The 23,546-nt window shown below is 61.4% G+C and carries 20 protein-coding genes, 2 tRNA genes and 1 pseudogene; 8 read left to right on the top strand and 15 right to left on the bottom strand.

Annotated features, from left to right (window positions below):
- Window positions 1-25 precede the first annotated feature (25 nt).
- The 7 genes and pseudogenes from prmC to K315_RS0101860 form a co-directional block, all read right to left on the bottom strand.
- A complete protein-coding gene (gene prmC / locus K315_RS0101895; protein ID WP_044085745.1) occupies window positions 26-922 on the bottom strand; it encodes a peptide chain release factor N(5)-glutamine methyltransferase in 897 nt (298 codons plus the stop codon).
- 146 nt (window positions 923-1,068) lie between these two features.
- Window positions 1,069-2,187: a peptide chain release factor 1 gene (gene prfA / locus K315_RS0101890; RefSeq protein ID WP_029575933.1), complete on the bottom strand. Its 1,119-nt coding sequence runs from the start codon at window positions 2,185-2,187 to the stop codon at window positions 1,069-1,071.
- Between the two features lie 862 nt (window positions 2,188-3,049).
- A complete protein-coding gene (gene rpmE, locus K315_RS0101885) occupies window positions 3,050-3,262 on the bottom strand; it encodes a 50S ribosomal protein L31 (protein WP_029575932.1) in 213 nt (70 codons plus the stop codon).
- A gap of 200 nt (window positions 3,263-3,462) precedes the next feature.
- A tRNA-Ile gene (locus K315_RS0101880) sits at window positions 3,463-3,536 on the bottom strand.
- Between the two features lie 229 nt (window positions 3,537-3,765).
- The gene (locus K315_RS0101875) at window positions 3,766-4,449 is read right to left on the bottom strand and encodes an ECF transporter S component (RefSeq protein WP_029575931.1); all 684 of its coding nucleotides are present in this window, start codon (window positions 4,447-4,449) and stop codon (window positions 3,766-3,768) included.
- Window positions 4,450-4,936: 487 nt separating this feature from the next.
- Window positions 4,937-5,982, bottom strand: a pseudogene (locus K315_RS09125) (bile acid:sodium symporter family protein).
- A 164-nt stretch (window positions 5,983-6,146) separates the two neighbouring features.
- Window positions 6,147-6,219: transfer RNA gene (locus K315_RS0101860), tRNA-Arg, on the bottom strand.
- A gap of 144 nt (window positions 6,220-6,363) precedes the next feature.
- Between K315_RS0101860 and K315_RS0101855 the strand changes: the two genes are divergently transcribed.
- From K315_RS0101855 to K315_RS09850, 3 genes are all read left to right on the top strand, one after another.
- Entirely contained in the window at window positions 6,364-6,762 is a 399-nt protein-coding gene (locus tag K315_RS0101855; RefSeq protein ID WP_029575930.1) for a VOC family protein, read from the top strand.
- A 170-nt stretch (window positions 6,763-6,932) separates the two neighbouring features.
- Complete coding sequence (locus K315_RS0101850) at window positions 6,933-7,469, top strand: NAD(P)H-dependent oxidoreductase (protein ID WP_029575929.1); 537 nt, start codon at window positions 6,933-6,935, stop codon at window positions 7,467-7,469.
- 19 nt (window positions 7,470-7,488) lie between these two features.
- The gene (locus K315_RS09850) at window positions 7,489-8,085 is read left to right on the top strand and encodes a GNAT family N-acetyltransferase (RefSeq protein ID WP_029575928.1); all 597 of its coding nucleotides are present in this window, start codon (window positions 7,489-7,491) and stop codon (window positions 8,083-8,085) included.
- A gap of 210 nt (window positions 8,086-8,295) precedes the next feature.
- Here K315_RS09850 and K315_RS0101840 read toward each other — a convergent pair whose 3' ends face one another.
- Entirely contained in the window at window positions 8,296-9,522 is a 1,227-nt protein-coding gene (locus K315_RS0101840; RefSeq protein ID WP_029575927.1) for an aminotransferase class I/II-fold pyridoxal phosphate-dependent enzyme, read from the bottom strand.
- A gap of 214 nt (window positions 9,523-9,736) precedes the next feature.
- Window positions 9,737-10,189, bottom strand: a complete 453-nt coding sequence (locus tag K315_RS0101835; protein ID WP_029575926.1) for a very short patch repair endonuclease — start codon at window positions 10,187-10,189, stop codon at window positions 9,737-9,739.
- Window positions 10,190-10,719: 530 nt separating this feature from the next.
- On the opposite strand from K315_RS0101835, the gene K315_RS0101830 reads away from it, so the two are divergent.
- The 5 genes from K315_RS0101830 (at window position 10,720) to K315_RS0101810 (ending at window position 17,347) form a co-directional block, all read left to right on the top strand.
- Window positions 10,720-11,619 carry an NUDIX hydrolase gene (locus K315_RS0101830; RefSeq protein WP_029575925.1) on the top strand — a complete coding sequence of 300 codons (900 nt, stop codon included), beginning with the start codon at window positions 10,720-10,722 and terminating at the stop codon, window positions 11,617-11,619.
- 96 nt (window positions 11,620-11,715) lie between these two features.
- Complete coding sequence (nadA, locus tag K315_RS0101825; protein ID WP_029575924.1) at window positions 11,716-12,975, top strand: quinolinate synthase NadA; 1,260 nt, start codon at window positions 11,716-11,718, stop codon at window positions 12,973-12,975.
- Window positions 12,976-13,177: 202 nt separating this feature from the next.
- Window positions 13,178-15,031 carry an L-aspartate oxidase gene (nadB, locus tag K315_RS0101820; protein ID WP_029575923.1) on the top strand — a complete coding sequence of 618 codons (1,854 nt, stop codon included), beginning with the start codon at window positions 13,178-13,180 and terminating at the stop codon, window positions 15,029-15,031.
- A 163-nt stretch (window positions 15,032-15,194) separates the two neighbouring features.
- Window positions 15,195-16,049: a carboxylating nicotinate-nucleotide diphosphorylase gene (gene nadC, locus K315_RS0101815; RefSeq protein WP_029575922.1), complete on the top strand. Its 855-nt coding sequence runs from the start codon at window positions 15,195-15,197 to the stop codon at window positions 16,047-16,049.
- Window positions 16,046-17,347, top strand: a complete 1,302-nt coding sequence (locus K315_RS0101810; protein WP_029575921.1) for a cysteine desulfurase family protein — start codon at window positions 16,046-16,048, stop codon at window positions 17,345-17,347. Before nadC ends, K315_RS0101810 begins: the two co-directional genes overlap by 4 nt.
- Before the next feature lie 212 nt (window positions 17,348-17,559).
- Here the strand turns inward: K315_RS0101810 and K315_RS0101805 are convergent, their stop codons facing one another.
- The 6 genes from K315_RS0101805 to K315_RS0101785 form a co-directional block, all read right to left on the bottom strand.
- Complete coding sequence (locus K315_RS0101805; protein ID WP_029575920.1) at window positions 17,560-19,077, bottom strand: replication-associated recombination protein A; 1,518 nt, start codon at window positions 19,075-19,077, stop codon at window positions 17,560-17,562.
- A 328-nt stretch (window positions 19,078-19,405) separates the two neighbouring features.
- Window positions 19,406-20,065: a methionine ABC transporter permease gene (locus K315_RS0101800; RefSeq protein ID WP_015450837.1), complete on the bottom strand. Its 660-nt coding sequence runs from the start codon at window positions 20,063-20,065 to the stop codon at window positions 19,406-19,408.
- A 2-nt stretch (window positions 20,066-20,067) separates the two neighbouring features.
- The gene (locus K315_RS0101795; protein ID WP_029575919.1) at window positions 20,068-21,132 is read right to left on the bottom strand and encodes a methionine ABC transporter ATP-binding protein; all 1,065 of its coding nucleotides are present in this window, start codon (window positions 21,130-21,132) and stop codon (window positions 20,068-20,070) included.
- Between the two features lie 6 nt (window positions 21,133-21,138).
- Window positions 21,139-22,011: a MetQ/NlpA family ABC transporter substrate-binding protein gene (locus tag K315_RS0101790; protein ID WP_029575918.1), complete on the bottom strand. Its 873-nt coding sequence runs from the start codon at window positions 22,009-22,011 to the stop codon at window positions 21,139-21,141.
- Between the two features lie 146 nt (window positions 22,012-22,157).
- Window positions 22,158-22,448 (bottom strand): hypothetical protein, encoded by a 291-nt coding sequence (locus tag K315_RS10345; protein WP_152571383.1) that lies wholly within the window; start codon window positions 22,446-22,448, stop codon window positions 22,158-22,160.
- 45 nt (window positions 22,449-22,493) lie between these two features.
- Window positions 22,494-23,492, bottom strand: a complete 999-nt coding sequence (locus K315_RS0101785) for a ketopantoate reductase family protein (protein ID WP_029575917.1) — start codon at window positions 23,490-23,492, stop codon at window positions 22,494-22,496.
- Window positions 23,493-23,546 lie beyond the last annotated feature (54 nt).

Genomic DNA, 23,546 nt, shown 5'->3' with positions numbered 1-23,546 from the left:
GCAGGACGCGAAGTGCCGGGCGGCATCACTTGATTGCGAACAGATACCGTGGCCGTGACGTGTAATCCAAGCCGGTGCGCGCCTGCGAAAAGCCGTTCGACAGCGCATAGGTGAGCATCCGGTCGGCCTGGGTAATGTCATGCTCAAGCACCAGCGCGCCGCCTTTGCGTAACAGGGCCGCGGACCGGCGGACAATCCGCTCCGGAATAAGCGTGCCGTCAGCCGAACCGCCGTACAACGCCGCCTGCGGATCGTAATCACGCACCTCGGGTTGTTGCGGGGGCTGGGACATCGGCACGTATGGCGGATTGGTGACCACAAGATCGACCGAACCGTCCAGCGCGGCCAATGTGGTCGTATCCGTGGCGTCCCCGGCCTGGAGGTGATAGTTGTAGCCGGCCGCGGGATCGTTGCCTGCGACCAGTTTGGCGTTGCGTTTCGTCCACGCGAGCGTCTCCGGGTACTTCTCCACAGCCCACACTTCGGCACCGCGCACTTCGGTGACGATGGACAGGCCGATCGCACCGCTGCCCGCACACAAATCCACGACTTTCGGGGCGTACAGGCCTTCGCGGGTCAGCCAATCGATGCCTGTCTGCACTACGACTTCGGTTTCCTGACGGGGGATGAACACACCCGGTCCGACCTGCAAATCGAGGTAGCGGAACGGGACATGACCGACAATATATTGCAACGGTTCACGCGAAGCGCGACGGTCCATCATCGAGCGGAAGTCGGCGAGCTGACGGTCGCTGGCTTCGAATCCGTCGCCCATGAGCAGGGCTTTGTCAATGTCGCGAGGGCTGGTGTCGCAAGCTTCGGCGAACAACAATCGGGCGTCGTACCGGGCGGTTTCGATGCCCGCATCCTTGAGCCTGTCGGTCGCTTCGGCCAGCATTTGCCTGAGTGTTTCGATGCCCATGCGCGATAGAACTCCCTTCGATTGGACCATACCCGGCGATTGGCGGTCATGACGGCGATGCTGGTCATGTGGGTCATGCCGCATGGCCGTCTGGTCATCATGTCGCCAAACCGTCATGTCGTCATACCGCCATACGAGTGTACAGGTCAGGCCGCGTTCGCGCCTTGATGCTTCTGCTGTTCGAGACGCGCGGCCTCGTCGGCCTGAATGTCGCTGTCGATTACCGCTTGCAGATCGCCGTCCAGCACCTGGTCGAGGTTGTACGCCTTGTAATTCGTGCGATGATCGACGATGCGGTTCTCCGGGAAGTTGTAGGTGCGGATGCGCTCGGAACGGTCCAGCGAACGGACCTGGGAGTGGCGCATATCGGCAGCTTCGGCGGCTTCCTGTTCGTGCTTCATGGCCAGCAGGCGGGATTTCAGGACACGTAGCGCGGCCTGGCGGTTCTGGATCTGCGACTTCTCGTCCTGCATGCTCACGACGATGCCGGTGGGGATATGGGTCATGCGCACCGCGGAATACGTGGTGTTCACCGATTGGCCGCCGGGGCCGGAGCTCATGAAGATGTCAATCTTCAAGTCTTTCGGATCGATTTCGATTTCGTCATCGTCGTCATCCGCCTCCGGGAAAACGATGACACCGGCCGCCGAAGTCTGGATGCGCCCCTGCGATTCGGTGACGGGGATGCGCTGCACGCGATGCACGCCGCCCTCGTATTTGAGACTCGCCCAGACGCCGTCCTCCGGTGCAGGGGTGCCTTTCGCGCGGATGGCGAGCTGGACGTCCTTGACGCCGCCGAGTTCAGTGGTGTTCTCGCTTTGGATGGTGGTGGTCCAGCCGCGCTTTTCGGCATACCTGAGGTACATGCGCAGCAGATCGCCGGCGAAGAGGGCGGCTTCCTCACCGCCGGTGCCGGCTTTGATTTCCATGATCACATCGCGGGCGTCGTCCGGATCGCGCGGGATCAGCGCGGTGCGCAGCGCTTCCTCGGCCTTCGGCAGTTCGGCTTCCAGACGCTTCGCTTCAGCGGCGAAATCCTCGTCCGCGGACGCCATCTCCTTGGCTGCTTCGAGATCGTCGAATATCTGACGGTATTTGGCGTATGCGGCGACGATGGTGCCGAGTTCGGCATGGCGACGGCCCAGCTTGCGGATCTTGTCAGGGTCGGAGGCGACTTGAGGCTGCGCCATCTGCCGCTCGATATCGTGATACTCCTCCACCGCGGTCTGCGCCGCAGGGAACTGATCCTGTGGATCTTGTGCCATAAATCATCCTCGTTACCGTATTGCCATTGCACGTGCTGTGCACGTCTGCATACCAATCCCGTCGACCCCAGCCGTCTGTGCTCCAGCCCTGTGCCGGAAGGCTCAACGGCGGCTGCCGGTCACACATCGGCAATCACGCTTCATCTTGGTCAACTTCACTATCATATAGTCACGCTTGGCCAAAGGGGGGCGGACGAGAGCTGGGCACCGGACGCTGCGCCCGCGACGGATACCGGCCCATTGTGCGACCAGAGAATCACACGGCTCACCGATAGCGGCGGCAGACGGCCGAAGCACCTGGCTACCCCGCCGCCGTGCGACACCACCGTCACACCACATGCCGATAGCTGCACCACCCCACTGCATCGAACCGATACCCGACCGCCGCGCGACCAGACAATCACACCATGCATTGATACCAATGGCAACGGGCGGAACCAGACTGATATCAGCCTGCTGTGCAATCACAGTGTCACACGCCGTGCCAATACCGCCGACAACCAACTCAATCGGTCAGGTATCTCGTCATTGTGTGATCCCACTGTCACTTCGCAATCAGATACCGTCAATATCCAACGCCATAAGTCGGCTACCTCAATGCCGTGCGCCTGAGAGGATGGGAAGATGTGACGTTACGATGGGCCAGTCGCTGAATGAGCCGGCGAAATCCCGAACCGCCCGCGATATCTATAACCTCTCAGCGTCGGCAGAAGGCCACGGCTCCGCCGCTACCGACGCCGGCGCACCACTGACCGTCGGCAGAAGATTGTCATACCGCCTCCACCGACAATCACGGACCAGCAACCCCAGGAACCCCAGAAATACAAAAACGCCAGTCCGAAGACTGGCGTTTTCAGAAGCCTTACTTGCTGCGCTTGCCGTAACGCTTCTCGAAGCGAGCCACGCGGCCGCCGGTATCCAGAATCTTCTGCTTGCCGGTGTAGAACGGGTGGCAGTTCGAGCACACGTCAACCGTCATGTGATCGCCAGCGGCGGTGGAACGGGTGACAAACGTGTTGCCGCACGAGCAGGTGACCTGCACGGCGTGATAATCGGGATGAATACCCTGCTTCATGGTGTGTCTCCTATGGAATTCGGGGGACCCGGGTCGCCAGCCCCTATGGCGGGCGTGAACCGGAACCGTCAGTATTGTACGCGCCATTACGGACGACACGCTGATGAGCCCACGGCGTATACCGAAGGGAACACACCAGCGTCAACGCGATTCCATGCGAAAGACGGCATGACACGCGTGATGACGAGTGAGAGAAGAAGTGGGGCCTCACGGGCTTGAACCGTGGACCGGCGGATTATGAGTCCGATGCTCTAACCGACTGAGCTAAGGCCCCACGTTGGAGAAAACCAACTTTTCCACTATAGCAAATCCCCTAACCGCACGCGCCCGTATCCGGAGTTCCGAGAAACGGATACTGACGACACGCGGGATTCAGCCTATGCATTCAACGACAAGAATCAAAGGATTCGGCCATTACCGGATCAGCCGGCCAGTCCAACAACAGGCACCGACAACGGCACCGACCACATACGTCGACGGAATACGCCGACAACGTATGCGGGTCAGTCTGCCAGACCGCGGACCGCACGACCGGAAGCGAACCGGTCAAGCGCACCCGTCCGGGCGATGGCCAAGTACAGGAACCAGCTCATGACACCGGCGAACACCACGCCGCCGACAATCTCGCTGATCATATGCGTGATGCCACGAGGGCTGACCAGCGCGACGCCCTGATACCTGAAGAACAGCAGATAGAACCCGTATTCAATCGCCACGCACAACCCCGAGACGATGCTCATCGGCAGATTGTACTTGCGGTAGCGGGCCAGCGCGAACGGAATCTCCGCGAACACGCCTTGCAGCGCGGCGGAGATGAAGACGAAGGAAAACGCGAAATTATTGCCGAACACCATTTCGGCGACGGCACCCACCAGATTCACATACACGGCGGCACCGGGCTTGCGGATGATCAGCAATGCGAGAGGGCCGGAAAAATACCAGAACGCATGCAGCACGCTCGCGATGCCCGGCAGCAGCGCGCCCAACACCGGCGAAATCGCCTGATACGCGAAGTTGAATCCCCAGAACACCAGCCCGCATGCGACGCCGAGCGCGGCGCCGACGGCGATATCGGCGGTGGTCCAGCGCAACGTGACCGGACGTGCGGATGGCACGGCGCCGTTGCCTTGGAAAGATGGATATGTTGATTCGGTCGAATCGACCTGATTGCGAGCAAAGTCGCCCATGGGATTCTCCTGTCCCTCATGGCCGCACACAGTATTGTCTCGGAACTCAGGCGTTCCTTGACCTGTGCGGCTCGGGCGGGAACGCCACAAGCCATGGTAGCGGGCATGCACACAAACGGGAACCCGATGCGGCGTGTTCCCGGCGCGTTCTCGGCAGTTCCCGAGATGTCCCCGGCATGCCCCGGCATGTTCTCGATTTCTCCCGGGAAGCCCGGTTACTGCTAATCGTTGATGAACATCTTCATCGCGTTATCCGCGATGACCTTGGTGGCCGCCAAATCAAACCCACCATCGATAATACCGCCGACGGGTTTGTCCAAGGTCACGCATCCTCAGACATACGTAACGTGTCAGATCCTGTATGAAATCGAGACGTCCGATGGACTTCCGTCATGTCGAGCATGCCCAAACATACGCAACCCGTCACATCAACAATGAAGCCCCGCCTGCTTTGTGCACAGGCGTGGCCAAAACGAAAGGCAGCGGCTCAATCAGTCGCTGCAGCAACGGGAGCGGCGGTTGCGGCAGCAGGCTGCTTGGTCGGCTTGCCGTCGAGGGAATCGCGCGGAATACCGTACTTGTCATCGTGACGACGCCACCAGGCAGACAACACCGAACCGGAGATGTTGTGCCACACGCTGAAGAACGTGGACGGGATTGCGGTGACCGGCGTTGCAGCGAACGAAGTCAACGCAAGAGTGGCGCCAAGTCCGGAATCCTGCATGCCGACCTCGAAGGTGATAGCCTTCTGCTGCGCATAACGGAGCCCTTCGGATACACCTTGTACATGAGTTTCGAGAAGCCAAAACCAAGCGCATAGCCGCACAGGTTGTGCAGGATCACCACGGGGATTGCGAGCAGCGTTTCGGGGCTGAACAGCTTGGCTGCGTTCGCGGACACGACGACACCGATGATCAGCAGGATCGCGACCTGCGAGATGATCGGCAGGACAGGCGTCACCTTCTCAATCTTCTCCTTGAAAATCATGTGGCAGGTGACACCGAGCGCAACCGGCACTAGCACGATAGTCAACGCACTGAGGAACAGCGACTGCCACGGAATCGCCACGTAGCGGGAGGCGAGCAGCTGCATGAGCAACGGAATCATGAACGGGGCGAGCAACGTGGACAGCAGGCCGATCGACACGTCGAGCGCGACATCGCCACGCGACAGGAAGCTCATCACATTCGACGACGTACCGGACGGGCAGCATCCAACCAAAATCACACCAACGGCGATTGCACCATCAAGGTGGAAGATCCAGCACAGCAAGACGGCGACCAGCGGCATGATCACGTAGTGGGCGACAGTTCCGACAATAACCATCAACGGTTGTTTGACTATACGCGCGAAATCATCGACCGACAGCGTCAGGCCCATACCAAACAGGACGATACCCAGCAGATAACCGGTATATCCCTTCGCCCACACGCTGATCGCAGGCACAAAATAGTTGATTGCGGCCCACACGATGACAATCAGCGTGAACCATTTTGTAAGCCATGACGCGGCTTGTTTTACTTTCTTCTCCATAATGGATAACCCTCTTTTCGCCTCAACTGCAGGCGTACTAAGCATATTAGGCGGAATGAGGATATCCTAACAACGATGGTCAGGATGTGGAATTTCTTCTGACACACACGACGGACCGGACAGAGCCAGGCATCACGTGCACCGGACCATGTGGGGAAAAATCGTGCCCGGAACGCGATTCGAACGCGCGACACCCGCTTTAGGAGAGCGGTGCTCTATCCACTGAGCTACCCGGGCAACAGATGATATTGTACACACAACCGCCCACCAGCTGTGCACACCCATTGTCACCGTGTTTGTGTGACCCGGATCAATGCACCTGCGAACGCTTGCACAGAGCGCCCGTACAAAGCACACCGGAGCCCTCCTATAGTGGGAGTCATGATCGACCATATGACCTTGCATGTCAGCGATGCCAACCGTTCCATTGAGTTTTACACGAAAGCGTTGGCACCACTCGGGTACCTTCCCAAAGCCCATCACGAGCCGACTATCGGTTTCGGGGTGGATGATGGCACGCCGCGCAGCGATTTCTACGTCTCCCCCACGCAGCCCGGGACGACTCCAGCACCGACCCATATCGCGTTCCGCGCGGATAGCGAGCAGACCGTCAAGGCGTTTTATGATGCGGCGCTGGCAGCCGGTGGACACGACAACGGAGCCCCGGGACCGCGCGCGTACCATCCGGGGTATTACGCGGCGTTTGTGCTCGACCCGGACGGCAACAACATCGAAGCGGTGGTCGACTGGTCGCATCCACAAGCCGACAGGCAGGCGTAACGGACCGTCAGCGCATCGCAGCGTTCAAATCGCGTCCGCTACACTGCGGCGTCTTGGCAGAGCACGGCGTAAGATACGCAACTACACGACCGGCTCGCGGCCATACGCGCGTATCGCGCTGACACAACCGCGAAGCCGGCCAACCTGTCCCATGTGGTAAGGAAGTTGGTATGAAAACCACAGTATTGGTGTTCCACCCGAATCTTGAGACTTCGCGCGTCAACAAGGAACTCGCGCAAGCCGTGCTCAACGACCCCAATCATGACGCGACCGTCCGCGACGAGTACGCCGCGTACCCCGACGGTCGCATCGACGTCGCCGCCGAACAGCGTCTCGTCGAGGACTCGGACCGGATCGTCCTGCAGTTCCCCTTCTACTGGTACAGCTCCCCCTCACTGCTCAAGCTGTGGGAGGACAAGGTGCTCGAATACGGCTGGGCGTACGGCTCGACCGGGCACGCGTTCGAAGGCAAAGAAATCATGCTCGCCGTTTCCGCCGGCAGTGGCGAAGCGGACTATCAGCATGATGGCTCGCACCATGCGACCATGGAGGAGCTGCTCAAACCGTTCGCCACCATGGCTGACTACGTGGGTGCCCGCTATCTGCCGCCGTTCGTGGTGTACGGAGTCGGCGCGGGCATCGACGACGACACGCTTGCCGCCACCGCACGACGCTACGCGCAGGTCATCAACGAGCCGGCCAAGTAAGTCACATTCGCGTCCGCCGATGAGTATCCGCATCGAGAGCCTTTCCGGACCAAGTGAAGCCGAGCGGCAATGCGTTCGACGCATTCTGCAACGCTATAATCTCGCCCATTTTGAGACGACCGATGAGCGGGAGTTCACGATTGTCGCGCGCGATGACGAATTGACGGCGTGCGGCCCGCTACCGCTCGAGCCGGAAACCGTGGCTGACGCGTCTGCCGCCTCAGCCGAAGATGCAACTTTGTCCGAAGGCTCTACCGCACCCGCAGACATCATCTCGGCCAAATCTACGACATCGCCCGGCGACGATGACGAAGCACCGAATCCGGGCGCTGAATCCGGGCAGATCATTGGCGGCATCTACGGAACGATGTTCGGGCAATGGCTGGAAATCGACGTGCTCGCCATCGATCCGGCACATCGCCGTCAGCATCTAGGCGAGCGCCTCCTGAGACAAGCCGAGGACACCGCCCGAGCCCATGGGTGCCGTCACTGTCTGCTCTGTACATTCGGTTTCCAAGGCAAGGATTACTATCCGCGCTTCGGATACCGCGAGATATTCCACATCGAGGGGTATCCGAAGACGGGGACCGAACACTGGTTCGTCAAAGACCTGTGACCTGCACTCAGCATCGTGGGCGTTTCAAGCCGGTGGCCAGTCAACTAGCGCGACGGCACCCCGGAAGATGCCCCGGAACGCCCACATCAACATATTTCAACTGATATCAGCTGATTCAATCCGCGCTATGACACTTCCCACCGTATTACGGTACGTCATGACGCGTCATAGCGTGTTATTGCTCATCCGACCGCGTCCGGCCGTCGTGTTTCACAACGTCTTGAGGAACTGGCCGACACGTGCGATGCCTTCGCCGATCGCCTGGCGCGAGGCAGCATACGACAAGCGCACATGGGTGTGCGCCGTCGCCGGACCAAAATCAGCGCCCGGAGTCAACGCGACATGCGCCTCACGCAACGCGCGCTCGCAGAAGGTCCACGCATCCAAACCTGTGGACGACACGTTGAAATACGCGTAGAACGCACCATTCGGCTCGACCTCGACAGGCAGACCGATGCTGGCAAGCCCATCAAGCGCCAAACCTCGGCGCACCAGCAATTCTTGACGGCGGCGTTCGCATTCCTCGAGCGTCTGCGACGTGAAACAGGCGAGCGCTGCATGCTGGGTCGGGGTGTGCGCGCACAGGAAATAATTCGTGGCAAGATTGTCTGCCTCGTGCAGAATCGCTTCCGGCAACACGGCCCAGCCGAGACGCCAGCCGGTCATGCCCCAGTATTTCGAGAAACTGCTGACCACGATGGCGTCCGGGTCGGCGGACAGGACGCTGCGCACGTCACTGCCGTCAGGTTCCGCATCGGCCAGGTCAAGGTAGGTTTCGTCTACGATTCGCCAGGCGTTGTGTGCGCGGGCGGTGTCGCATACTCCTTTGAGCGCGTCGAAGGCGATGCTCGTGCCAGCGGGATTCGACGGCGAGGTGACCATGACCGCACGGGTGCGTGGTGTCCAATGCGCGTTGAGCAGGTCGGCGTTGAGGTGGAATCGGGTGGCGGCGCTGGTCGGCACGTCGATGATGGTGCCGCCGAACGTGCGCACCAGCTCGCGGTTGCACGGGTAGGACGGGTCGGCGCAAATCACGTCGTCGCCTTCATTGACGGTCAGGGCCAGAGCGAGCAGGAGGGCCGCGGAACCGCCTTCGGTGATGACCACGCGCTTGGGGTCGAGCTGGACGTGATGGCGTTGCTCATAGAATCGTGCGATTGCCTCGCGCAGTTCGGGGATACCGAGCGCGGCGGTGTACGGCAGCGGGCGGCCGTCGCACTGCTCGCGCATGGCATCGCGGACGGCCTGAGGGGCGCCAAAATCCGGTTCGCCGAGGCTGAGCTTGACGACATCGACACCTTGGGCGATCATCCGGTCGGCTTCTTCACCGATGGCCATCGCCCTGAACGGGTTCGATTCCCGGGCGCGCTTGGACAAGGACGGTAGGGCGTGCGTCTGATGGGTCGTGGCGGTGGGCTGTGCTGAGTTTTCCTGCATGATTCGGTTCTATCGGCGCAATGCGACAAATGCGGGGTGCGCCGGGGGTTATTGGCGATAATTGCGCGGCGGTGCGGCGACGACCTAGTGACGATGGAGCGACACAGCCCCGGGCCGAAGCGTCATCATGTGAGCGAATCCTCACACAATGACCGCCCCAGCCCGCCAAACACCCGAAACCAACCACCCCAACCGTCAATGTGCGAGCGAATCCTCACTCGATGGCGCCAGGCTCACCCTTGCTGCCGGCGGGAATCGTATCGTCGATGATGCCGGGCTGCCCGTCCGGCGTCGCGGTGATCTGGTCGTACAACCTGGCGAGACGCGCCTCTCGCACCGGTTTCGCCAGTTCGCATTCCCATACCACAATCACACGCCACCCGTCGGCGACGAGCTGGGTATGTTGCAGTCGGTCACGTTCGCCGTTGCGCATGAGTTTTACTGACCAGAATTCGACATTGGATTTGGGACGGGAAAAGGCTTTGCAATTGGCGTGAACATGCCAGAAGCAACCGTTGACGAACACGATCGTGCGCCACTTGGGTAGCACCACATCCGGGTGTCCCGGATAGCGCCGGTCGTTCTTGCGGAAGCGCAGCCCGTGCCTGAACAGATAACTGCGGACGAGCACTTCGATGCTTGTTTCCTTGCCGCGAATGTGCGACATCGTATAGCTTCTGGTGCCGCGTTCGTAACGTTCTGGGCAAGATTGGCCTTTTGACGCAGATCGACGTCGGCGCCTCGCCCGGCGGCTGGGGTTGCGTTTGCCTCGCGTCGTCGACGCCGAGCGCACTGCGGATGCCGACGATTGCGCTGACTTCGGCGATTTCGCGGATGCCGCGGTGTTTTCGGACGCCACAGACACAGCACTCGTCGGTTGCGTCGCCGGCACCGCCCGCACAGCCACCACGTCGGCACACTGGTGGCGACCAGCCTCGTCCGTTGATTCCCGCATATCCTCACCCGCCTGCCAGTCTGCATGATTCGCGTTGCATCGCCCATTATGCCCTGGCCCATGTTCGATCGGCCCAAAACAGCCGACAACGACTTATGGTCATGATGTCTTATTGTCATCACACATACCCCGGAACGGCGGCACCATGCAAACGCCACACCCCCTTATAGTCATGTTGACCATAAGTCGTATGGTGATGGCAACCAAGGAAAACGCCAAGAAATCAGGGGAAAGGAGAAGCGATGCACATCTCAGCGAATGTCAGCGAGCGCGCCAAGGAACCGCCGAATATCGGCGTATCCGTCGTCATTCTCGCGCTCGGTCCCTCCGATCTGGATGGCCGCGCCGACAACCTGCCGACAGCCAATACCGTATCCGGCACCGCCCCAGACATCCACGCCACCGCCTCACGCACCGACACCGCAAGCCGGACATCCAACGGCGATGCCGTTCCGACGCTGCGCATCCCGTTGGTCCGCCGCATCCGCCAGCCTTTCCTCGGCGATTGGGCGCTGCCCGGCGGCGACCTGCAAGGCGGGCGATCCCTTGAATACGCAGCCGAAAAAGCCTTGCGATCCACCACCAGCCTGCACCCGCAGTATCTCGAGCAGCTGTACACTTTCGGCGATCCAAGCCGCTCGCACGGCGGACTGCCGATGGTATCCATCGTGTACTGGGCGCTGATTGGCGAAACCGAGGCGAAGGATTTCCGCGAAGCCCAGAACGTGCGCTGGTTCCCCGTGAACCAGTTGCCGCCATTGGCCTTCGATCACAAGGACATCATCGAATACGCGCTGACCCGTGTGCGCAACAAAATCGAATATTCGGATATCGCGACTCGCCTAGTCGGCAGCGAATTCACGCTCAGCCAGCTGCGCAACGTATATGAGGCGATTTACGGCAGGAAGCTTGACGCGCCGAATTTCCGCCGGCGGATGCTCTCGACCGGCATGGTCGAGCCAACCGGTGAAAAACTCGCCCGAGGCGCGCACCGACCGGCCTGCCTGTACCGGTACGTCGCCCACGCGGGAACCGGAAAATCCACAAAACCTGCAAAACCTGCGAAACCTGTGAAATCCGGGCAGCCGGGACATACCGGCGATACCGGCACAGCGCACGGTACAACAGCGACCCCACGGTAACCCGCCCACCACGCCATACTTCACAGCACTCCAACTAACCTGTTTCGCTGCGAACGGCAGAACAACACCGCCCGCGGCACCACTGAAAGGAACATCATGACATCCGTAGACGCAATTATCGAACGGCTCGGCGTGACCCGCACCTGTGATGCCGGCCTGACGAAGGACCCGTGGGCCTTCGACACCACCAAACCGTCGTACGGCCCGGGTGCCAGCGCGCTCGACATGATCCCGCGCAATGCCCCGCGCCAGCAGCCCCTCGGCAAGGAGTACACGGAGGCAAGCGACGAGGAACTCCAGGAGCGCATCATCGACGCGAAACACAAGCTGGGTAGCAAACTGCTGATTCTCGGCCACTTCTACCAGCGTGACGAAATCATTGTGCACGCCGATTATGTGGGAGACTCGTTCCAGCTGTCCAAGAACGCCGCCACCCGCCCGGAAGCCGACAACATCGTCTTCTGCGGCGTGCATTTCATGGCCGAGACCGCGGATATCCTCTCAACCCAACGCCAGAACGTGATTCTGCCGAATATGTCCGCAGGCTGCTCAATGGCCGACATGGCCAATATCGACCAGGTGACCGACTGCTGGGAGCAGCTGACCGATATCTGCGGGAGCACTCCGGACGCTGATGGCAAGCAGCAGATCATCCCGGTCACCTATATGAACTCTTCGGCCGCGCTCAAGGCGTTCTGCGGACGCAACGGCGGTATCGTGTGCACGAGCTCCAACGCGCGCGCCGTGCTTGAATGGGCGTTCGAACGCGGCAAGCGCGTGCTGTTCTTCCCCGACCAGCACCTGGGCCGCAACACCGCGCTGGCCATGGGCATGAGCCTCGACCAGATGCCGCTGTGGGATCCGTTCAAGGCGAACGGCGGAGCCACACCCGAGCAGTACGCGAATGCGAAGATGATCCTGTGGAAGGGCTTCTGCTCCGTGCATCAGCGCTTCACCGTCGAGCAAATCGAACGCGCCCGCAAGGCCTACCCCGGCGTCAAGGTCATTGTGCACCCCGAATGCTCGATGGACGTGGTCAACGCCGCCGACGGCACCGGTTCGACCGCCTACATCGTCAAGGAGATCGAGAACGCGCCAGCCGGTAGCGCCATCGCCGTGGGCACCGAAATCAACCTTGTCAACCGGCTCGCCGCCCAGCACCCGGATAAAACCGTGTTCTGCTTGGATCCGGTCGTCTGCCCGTGCTCCACGATGTACCGCATCCACCCCGCGTACCTCGCGTGGGCGTTGGAAAACCTGGTGGACGGCAAGGTCGTCAACAAGATCGTCGTGGACCCGCAGACCGCAAGCGAAGCGAAGATCGCGCTCGACCGCATGCTGCGCGTCCACCCGTGATCCTGCGGCGGCACAGCTGATTTCATTTCCGGCCTCGGCCGACGAGCGGCGGGATCGCACGTATTGCACGTTGCGGCCCCATACCCTTGCCGGCTGGGCCGATGACGCCCGAAATTCAACGGGAATACACGAATCGTAGGCAATCATGACCTCATTGACCCAAGACAACGCCAAAACCACGCCTTTCGGGGAGACGTCAGACATGTCCAACACACCGGGCACCCCGACCATCGCCGTCATCGGCGCGGGTATCGCCGGATTGAGCGCCGCGCTCGCCGTCGCGAACGGCGACCCGGATTCCGGTCTGCCCGGTCAGGACGTGACACTCATCACGAAAACCGATTTGGTTGAATCGAACACATACCATGCGCAGGGCGGTATCGCGGCGGCCATCTTCCCCGATGACGACCCGAAACTGCACGCGCAGGACACACTCGCCGCAGGCGCAGGCCTATGCGAACCGAAGGCCGTGGATATTCTCACCCGTGAAGGCGCCGAACAGGTGCGCCGGCTCATCGCCGCCGGCGTGCGCTTCGACAAGCACCCGGACGGCACGTTGCTGCGCGGATTGGAGGCCGCGCACAGCCGCAGCCGCGTCGTACACGCGGGCGGGGATGCGACCGGCAAGATCGTCGAGCTTGATGTGAGCGCGATCGTACGCAACACGCCGCATATCCATATCATCGAGCATGCCTTCGTCGTGGATTTAGTCACCGAATCGGTTGATGCGCACTCCCCGGCTGCGTCTGAGGCACAGACAGCAGGCGTTACCCGCGTGATTCGCGGTATCCGCCTGTTCGATACCACCACCGGAGAACTACGCACCCGGGCGGCACACCGCGTGATTCTCGCAACCGGCGGGGCCGGCCGGCTCTACCCGTACACCACGAATCCACAGGTCGCTACCGGCGACGGTCTGGCCGCTGCCTGGCGCGCTGGGGCCCATGTCGCCGACCTCGAGTTCTACCAATTCCACCCCACCGCACTCGGCGTGGGCGAGCACTTCCTGATTTCCGAAGCGGTCCGCGGCGAGGGCTCGATCCTGCTCAACGAACGCGGCGAACGCTATATGACCGCGATCGACCCGCGTGCAGAACTCGCCCCGCGTGACGTGGTCGCCCGCGAGAACTTCCGCCAGATGATGGCCCAAGGCGGGCGTCCGGTACTGCTGGACGCGACGGCCATCGGGCGCAAGATGGGCTTGGACCAGGCCGGACTCGCCGCATTTCTCGCCCACCGCTTCCCCACCATCGACGCCTACACCCGTTCGATGGGCTTTGATTGGAGCCGCGAACCGATTCCTGTCACCCCGGCGGCACACTACTGGATGGGCGGCATCCGCACCGATTTGTGGGCGCGCACCAGCATCCGCGGCCTGTATGCGGCCGGCGAATGCGCGAGAACGGGTGTGCAAGGCGCGAACCGCCTTGCCTCGAACTCGCTGCTCGAAGGGTTGGCGTACGGCCGCCGCGCAGGTCTAGCCGCGTTGCGCGACAGCGAGGACACCGTCTGGAACCCCCAGCCGCTGCTGGGCAGCGCGGCGAACGCGCAGACCCGCGAAATCACCGAACCACAGACGCTTGCCATGCCAAGCCCCGACACCCAAGCCGAACCCAGCGCCAAACCCACCGATGTACGCGACACCATCGAGCAGACCATGTGGCACGGCGTCGGCGTGCTTCGCGATGCCGACGGCCTGCGCCACGCCCACAGCCGCCTGACCGGTCTTGTCGAGCGGACGCAGGCACAGGCGCAAGCTGCGCTGTCCAAGGTGGCCAAGACAGCCAAGAAGCCGAAGACCGATGCGACCGCCACCGCAACTGACGACACCACCGCAGCCACGACCACGCCCGCAACCGCAACCGCATCGGCGCCCGCACCCGGCGATATTGCGGACACCGTGACCGCATTGGAAAACCGCAATCTCGCCGCTATCGGCCTGATTGCCGCCACCGCGGCTCTGGCCCGCACTGAATCGCGCGGCGCCCACGCCCGCACCGATTTCCCGGACACCGACAGCGTCCAGGCCTGCTCGCGGCCGTTCATCCGCGGCTGATATCCGGCACAACCCCGATATCGGCCTGATTCCTGCACAGCCACGCTCGGACACCATGAGTGAAAGTGATTGCCTCATTGCAACCGCTTTCACTCATGGTGTCCCGACAGGCAACCACCCTCGCCACACAGTTGCACTCGTATGCAAGATTGGAGAACCAGCTATGCTCACCCGTCTGGTCATTGAAGACGCGGTCCGCCGCGCGCTGATGGAGGACGCGCCGACCGGGGACATCACCGCCGCGACAACCATCCCCACCGATGAAACGGCGACCGCCACGCTGAGCGCCCGTGAAAACGGCGTATTCAGCGGTGCGGAGGTATTCACCGCCGCCTTCCACGAGGTAGACCCCGGCATCCAAGTCACCATGCGCATCAAGGACGGCGAACGCTTCACCGCCGGCGACATGCTCGCCACCATCCACGGCAACGCACGCGGCATGCTGACCGCCGAACGCGTCGCCCTGAACTTCACCCAGCGCATGAGCGGCATCGCCACGATGACCCGAGCATTCGTTGACGCCGTGGATGCGGCACCCGGCTCGCACGCCCGTATCGCGGACACGCGCAAAACCGTGCCAGGGTTGAGGCCCTTCGACAAGTACGCGGTTGTCTGCGGCGGCGGACGCAACCACCGCTATGGCCTGTCCGACGCGGTGATGGTCAAGGACAATCACATCGCCGCCATGCAGGCCGCAGGACTCGACCTCACGGCCGGCATCAAGCATATTCGTGACCAAGTAGGCCACACTACGCATATTGAGGTGGAAGTCGACCAGCTTGACCAAATTCCGGCAGTGCTCGAAGGCGGCGCGGACACCATCATGCTGGACAATTTCTCGCTCGAGGACACGCGCAAAGGCGTCGCCATGATCGCGGGCCGGGCGATTGTTGAGGCCTCCGGCACCATGACTTTGGAACGCGTCCCGCAAGTCGCCTCGACCGGCGTGGATGTGATTTCCGTCGGTGCGCTCACCCATTCCGTGCGCGCAATCGACCTCGGATTGGATTGGGCATGACCGGGCAGAACGCAACCAGCCAAGACACGCAAACCCAGGAGTCGCAAGCCGTTCAATCGGACAGCCCGGAACGTGAACTGTACCTTGACGCCGCCGCATCCGACGCCGTGCCCGCCAGCGTAATCGAGGCGATGGCCCCCTTCCTGACCGAAGGATACGGCAATCCGTCCAGCGTCCATGCGAGCGGCAAAACGGCGGCGCGCGCCCTTGATGCGGCACGCGCGTCCTTTGCCACCGATCTGGGCGCGCACGCCGGCGACGTGATTTTCACTTCGGGCGGTACCGAGGCGGATAATCTCGCCGTCAAGGGCATCGCGCTCGCCCAGATCAGGCGCGAACGGGAGACGAGAGCAGCAGCGGCATCGGCATCAACGCCGGCACAGGCGTTCACACCCGCATCCGCATCCCCGCACTCCCCCGCCCATCGCATCCTCATCTCGGCGGTGGAGCACCCGGCCGTCGCGCAATCAGCGCAATGGCTGCATGATTTCTTCGATTTCGAGGTGGTGCGCATTCCGGTCGACACTCAGGCCCATATCGACCTTAACGTACTTTCCCGCGAGGCCCAGAAGGGTGCGACCCTGGCATGCATCATGATGGCGAACAATGAGGTGGGCACGATTGAGCCGGTGAGCCGCGCGGTACGCATCTGCCATGATGCCGCAGTGCCCGTCCATGTGGACGCTGTGCAGGCAGCAGGCACAATTCCCGTGGATTTCCGCGGTCTTGACGCCGACACGCTCGCGGTTTCCGGACACAAATTCGGCGCGCCGAAAGGCTTGGGCGCACTGCTCACCCGTAGCCGCGTGGCCATCGAGCCGATTGTCAGCGGCGGCGGGCAGGAACGTGGTCTGCGCTCGGGCACACCGAATGTTGCGGGAGCAATCGCACTGGCGGTCGCGCTCCATGAGGCCTGCACGGGCATGGAGGAGCGCAACACCCGTCTGGTCGCATCGCGCGATGCACTGGTTGAGGCTATCCGAGACGCGGTACCGGGTGCCTCGCTCACCGGGGACCCGGTCAATCGCTTGCCCGGCCATGCGTCATTCACCTTCCCGAACGTCAACGGCGAGGCGCTGCTCGTCGATCTGGATGCGCGCGGCATCGAAGTGTCTTCGGGTTCGGCGTGCGCCATCGGCCGGCATGAGGCCCCCGGCACGCTGCTGGCCATGGGGTTGAGCGAAACGGAAGCGAAATCCGCGTTGCGATTCTCATTCCGGGAGCCGCTGCACCACACGGATATCCGTCGCATCGCGCAGGCGCTACGTGCATCCATGACCGCTCTGCACGCGATGTGACAACGGTTGCAGGCAGTTCGTCCGTAAGTGGCTACCTTCCGTACGTAGCTACATTCGCTGGCACACGACCGGCGGCGGTTACTCCCGCCGATGTAAACGGTTGCAGACCACATAGCCACAGACATACAGACATACAGTTGCGGGTGGTACCAGCGCCTCTTGTCTCTGGTACCACCCGCAGATTTCGCGACCATGGCAGCAACCGTGGCGGATCAGTTGACCGCATCCGCCTCTGATGTGCCTGTCTCCCCTTCGTCAGCGGGACCACTCGCGTTACGCATCGCGGCGCGATATTGCGCGAGCCACGGGCCAATTTTCGCTTCCACACCGGAATTTCTCGGCTGATAATATTCGGTGTCCTCGATACCCATCGGCATGTACTGCTGAGCTACAAATCCACCGTGTTCCAATGGGTTGATATAGCCCATGCCATTGCCCGCGGCACGATGGTCGGCATCCGTAGGGTTGCGCAGGTGCAGCGGCACAATGCCGAGCCTGCCGTCCTTGATGTCCTTCTGGGCGGCGTTCGCAGCGTTCAAAACAGCATCTGACTTCGGGGACACGGCGATTTGGATGATTGCTTCCATCAGGGGCACGCGCGCGTCCGGCATGCCGACCATCTCGACCGCCTGGGCTGCGGCGACCGCGGTCTGCAACACCTGTGGCTGGGCAAGTCCGACATCTTGCGCGGCGGAAACCACGACGCGCCGAGCGATGAACATCGGATCCTCACCCGCGCCGAGCATGCGTGTCGCCCAATACACGGCGGCATCCGGATTCGAACCGCGCATTGATTTGACGAGCGCGCTGGCCATATCGTAATGGTCATCGACGCTGTAGGAAGGAATGTTGTCGATGACGCTGCGCACATCGTCAGACGTGACAATCGCGACCTGACCGGGCGTCGCCTGACTTGCGGCACGGGAAGCAGCCGCCTCAAGCGTGGTGAGCGCATGACGCGCGTCGCCGCCGCTGCTGAGAACAATCAGCTTGCGCGCTTCCGGATCCAAGGTGACCGAGCCGCCAAGACCGTCCGGCGAGGCGACCGCCCTGTCCACGATCCTGTTGAGGCCGTCAACACCAAGTTGATGCAGATGCACGATGATGCAACGGCTGAGCAACGCCGGGGCAAGCGTGCTGGACGGCGCTTCCGTGGTGGCGGCGACGAAGGTGACGAGACGCTTTTCCACCGCAGGTAGCAGAATGTCCTGTTCTTCGCGCGAATACCGGTGGATTTCGTCGATGAACAGCACGGTTTCCTCACCGCGGCGCTTCAACCGTTCGGCGGCAGACAGCGAGTTTCGCAGCTCTTCGACACGCGCATTGACGGCGGACAGCTCAATGAAACGCCGATGCGACTCCTCTGCGATTAGATGCGCAATCGTGGTCTTGCCCGTTCCCGGAGGACCGTACAGCAGGGCGGCGCCGGGGACGACCACGGATTGCGAGGTTGTCGGGGAAGCCATCAGACGCAACGGTGCGCCCGGGGCGAGCACCTGGTCCTGGCCGATGACATCGTCAAGCCGCTTGGGGCGCATACGGTCGGCCAACGGGCGCAGCATCACATTGTCACTTGCAGGGGTGCCGGGTACGGCAGCCGTCACACGACCGGCCGTCGGCATGCCGGCAATCGGCGCGTTCATGCCGGTGGTATCCATACCGGCGGGGTTGGTGCCGGCGGGATTCATGCCGGCAGGATGCATGCCTGAGAATTGCAAACCAAGATCCACGGTCTCTCCATAATCATTCGCGCGTGCGCTCGTGCCAGGGCTCTCTCAATCCCGTATATGCGACAACGAGCCGGATGTTATTGTAACGACAACGCACGAAAAACGCAGCGCCGTTTCTTCGCTCGGGATAACGCGGGCTATTGCGCAACGACCGCGGGCCATCCGCAGGCGCCATGGGAACATCCGCGTCACGGCACCCACGGCGTCCACAGAGCCAATCGGCATCAATCGGATCGAAAAACACTCGGCGGCAGAGCACAATGCCCACCATGCAAGCATTGCTCACACGATGGGCATTGGCGAGTGACGTGCAATCGCGACCGCGCATTCAGTGCGTCAGATGGCGGGCACGTCGGTCACCGATCCACTGGATAATCTGGACCAACACAATCAGAATGACCACAATGACCAGCAACACACCGGTTTCATAGCGGTTGTAGCCGTACTGGATGGCCATGTCGCCGATACCGCCCGCTCCTATGGTGCCGACCATCGCAGAGGCGCCAATCAGCGAGATAATCATGAGCACCACGCCGCGCACAAAACTCGGACGCGCCTGCGGCAGCACCGCACCCGTAAGCACTTGCCTTGTGGTAGCCCCGGTGGACAGGCACGCCTCGATGATGCCGTCATCGACCTCCGAGAACGCGCTTTCGCTTATTCGCGCGAAATACGGGACCGCAGACACAGACAGTGCGATTGCACCGCCGGTCGGCGTGTATGGGTCGCCGATCAGGGCCTGAACCACCGGAATCAGCACGACCAGCAGAATCAGGAACGGCAGGGAGCGAATCGCGTTCACAATGAAGCCGACCACGCTGTTAAGCACATGATTGGGGTGGAACAGCCGGTTTTCCGTCAGGTACAGCAGCAGGCCAACCAGTGAGCCGAGCACCACGCCGACCACACCGGAGATCACCACCATGTACGCAGTGTCGATAAGCGCCTGTGGCAGGTGCTCCTGCAGAATCTGCCATGTGGAATCCATAATCACTCCTCCCCTTGCTGGCCATCGCCGTACGCCGGTCGGGCGAGCCGTTCACGATTGAGTTCGCGATAGCTGTACACGTGCGCTTTCAAGGTATCCAACGCGGCGGCGAGCGCTTCGGCCGGCCCGTCGACCAGCACGATAAGCGTGCCGATCGGCTTGGGACCGAAGTATTCGACATCCCCATGCAGCACGTTGATACTGACCCCATACTTTCGAGTGACGTCCGAAATCAGTGGTTCCAACGCCCCGTCACCCCGGTAGCGCAGTTCCACGATCGTGCCCGCTGGCAGCGAAGGCGCCAGCTGCGGCGGAATCGCAATGCCGAGATAGCGGTCAACCAGGGATTTGGTGGTCGGATGCTTCGGCGCGCTGAACACGTCGAAGGTCTCACCCTGCTCAACAATCACGCCGTTTTCCATAACGGCCACATGGTCGAAAATCTGCTTGGCAACATCAAGCTGGTGGGTGATGAACACGATGGTGATGCCGAGCTCAACGTTGATGCGTTTGAGCAGCGCGAGGATCTCCTCGGTGGTTTCGAGGTCGAGTGCGCTGGTCGCCTCATCGCACAGCAGGATTTCCGGGTTGTTGGCGAGCGCCCGCGCGATGGCGACACGCTGCTTCTGCCCGCCGGACAGACTTGACGGGTAACTGTCGATTTTGCTGTCAAGGCCGACGAGTTTGAGCAGTTCGACGGTCCGTTCGTGCCATGCGGCTTTGTCGACGCCCCCGGCTTTGAGTGCGAACACGATGTTCGCTCCAACGGTGATGTTGTCAATCAGGTTGAAGCTTTGGAAGACAAAACCGATATTCCTCCGCAATTTTCGGAGCTCTTCGCCAGTTGCGCCGGTGATGTCCGAGCCGTCGATGAGCACGCGGCCCTGCGTGGGGCGTTCAAGCAGGTTGATGGTGCGCACGAGGGTGCTTTTGCCTGCTCCCGAGAATCCTACGATGCCGAAGATCTCGCCTTGTTCGATTGTGAGACTGACTCCGCGCACCGCTTCTACGGTATTGTGCCGCTCATGGAAGGTGACGTGGACGTCCTGCAGTTCGATGATGCTCACGGGGCCTCACGCCTTCCAGCTTGCCGGCTTGCCGAAGTCCTTGAACTCGCTCTTGGCGATGGCGTCCTTGTACTCCTGGCTGGTGAGCAGCGCCCTGACTTTCTTGGCGAAGTCGCTGTTCTTGTCCTTGGTGCGCACGACGAAGACCTCCATCACGCCGCTGGTCTGCTTCTCAAGGGCGAGTGCACTGGACGGCTTGAGATTCGCAGCCCACGAGTAGTTGCCGGGAACGAGCGCGAAATCGACGTTGTCGAGGGAGCGCACGAGCTGGGCGGCGTCGAGGGTCTTGAACTTCAAGTTCTTCGGGTTGCTCTTCACGTCGTCGATGGTCGCCTTGGTCGCGTCGACTTCACCGTCTAACGTGACGAGCTTATTCTGCTCGAGCACACCGAGGGAACGCGCGAGATTGCTGGCGTCGTTCGCGATGGCAACCGTGGCGCCATCCGGGATTTCACTGAGCTTCTTGTACTTGTTCGAGTAGATGCCCAGGCCGAGGGTCGGGGTCTGACCGAGCGAAGTGAGGTCGAGGTGGTTGTCGGCGGTGAACTTCTTCAAATAGTTGCCGTGCTGGAACAGGTTGGCCTGGATACTGCCGGAGGCGAGCGCCTTGTTGGGCTGCACGTAGTCGGTGAATTCCTTGGTGGTCAGCTCATACCCGTCGTCCTTAAGCAGTGGCGCGAACACGTTCTTGACCATGTCGCCGTATGGACCGGGGCAGACGCCGACAACAATCTTCGTGGTCTTGCCCTTGGTGGAGTCGAGGCTGGCGGTCGAGGCGTTGCTCGAGCCGCATGCGCCGAGACCGGCGGCCAGCATGATGCCGGCGGCCGTTGCTGCGATGAGTTTCCTACTGGTGTTCCACACGGTGCGTACTGACATTGCTCTCTCTCCTTGAGTCACCCGAGCTGCGTTCGGACGGTTTGCTGTCGGTTTCGCCGCGCTCCCCTGCCAACGGTGTTCCGGCTGGTTGAGCGGCGTTGGTTGTAATGTACGACCGCATTGGGCGGGATGTGCCGGCGTGGCTATCAGCTGTGATTATGGCGCACGCCCCAAGCGCGTTCGAGAGGTCGAAATCCTTGATATTTCGCGGTTTTCCAAGATTGCCTCCCGGATATTGATTCTCTTTTGACGCCGTTATCGACATCGGCGATCCCCATGGTGCCTTGCACTGATATTGCGCGAAAATCGGCCGGAAATACCACGATGCGGCCGGGTTGTCCGGTCGCACCGTGGTTGGTTGGGTTTGTCGGTTTTCTGTCGGTTTCGTCGGGTTTGCCAGGTTTGCCAGGTTCGTCGGATTGTTTTATGACGAACATGCCGGTGACACCGGGACGCGCGGCGATACCGGGACACGACGCCTATTACTTGAGGCTCGCCTCCTCGGCGGCGATGACATCGGGATGATGGATGGCGAACGCGCGTTCCGCCAGATGCAGCTCGTCGGTGACGAACTCGTGCAGCTTGCACACATACCCATGCTCGCGTCCGATACGCGCGATATAGCCGTTGATGTAGTCGACCTCGGTCGGCCGGCCCTTGGTCAGGTCCTGGTACATGGACGGGAAGTGCAGAGGATGGGCCACGCCGGCGGTGTGCAGAATCGTCTTGACTTCCGATTCACGGGTCCCCAGCAGTTTAATGCCCGCGTGTTTGGCCGCGCTGTAAGCCTCGTCCACGAGCTCTTCGGTCATGCGTTTGGCCACGTCCGAACCTTCGAATTCGCCGAAACGGATGAGGAACATGGTGCACAGGGTGTTGAGCACCGAGTTGAACACGATTTTCGCCATGCACATGCCAAGGAAGTTGTCCACAATCGTCGGGTTGAGGGTCGCGGCCTTGAAATCGTCGAATATCTGCTGTTCCTCAGGACTGACGGTCGTCTGGTTTTCGTCGTAGCAGCACATGTTCATCGCTTTCGCGTGGGCGCCGCCCGTGAAGTTCACATCGCCCGGACCGTAGACGACCGCTCCGATCAACGCGGTTCCGCCGATGATATGGTTCTTGGGGAAGTATTCGGCGAGTTTTTCGAAATGCCCGTACCCGTTCATCGCGGAGAACACATACTGCCGGTCATTGAACAGGTGGGCGCAACGCTTGAGTACGCCGTCGAGCTGCATCTGCTTGACGAATACAATCCACACGTCCGGGTCACCGTGATACTCCTCCGGGTAATAGACGCTGATCGGCACGAGGTGACGGTCCTTCTCGTCCTGCGAACAGTAGGCGCCGCCTTGTTCACGGATTTTCTCGACATTCGGACGCCACGTATCGATGAAGTCGACGTCTTTGCCGGCGAATTCCTGGAGCAGAACGCCATACTGCGTGCCCATGCCGCCGGCGCCGATGATTGCGTATTTCATTGGTTTCCTCTCTGGGTTGTCGATTGTATTGATTGGTTTGTCGGATGATTACAG

The sequence above is a fragment of the Bifidobacterium thermacidophilum subsp. thermacidophilum DSM 15837 genome (genome assembly GCF_000426425.1).
Lineage (GTDB): Bacteria > Actinomycetota > Actinomycetes > Actinomycetales > Bifidobacteriaceae > Bifidobacterium > Bifidobacterium thermacidophilum.
This window is presented reverse-complemented; position numbering and strand designations above follow the sequence as displayed.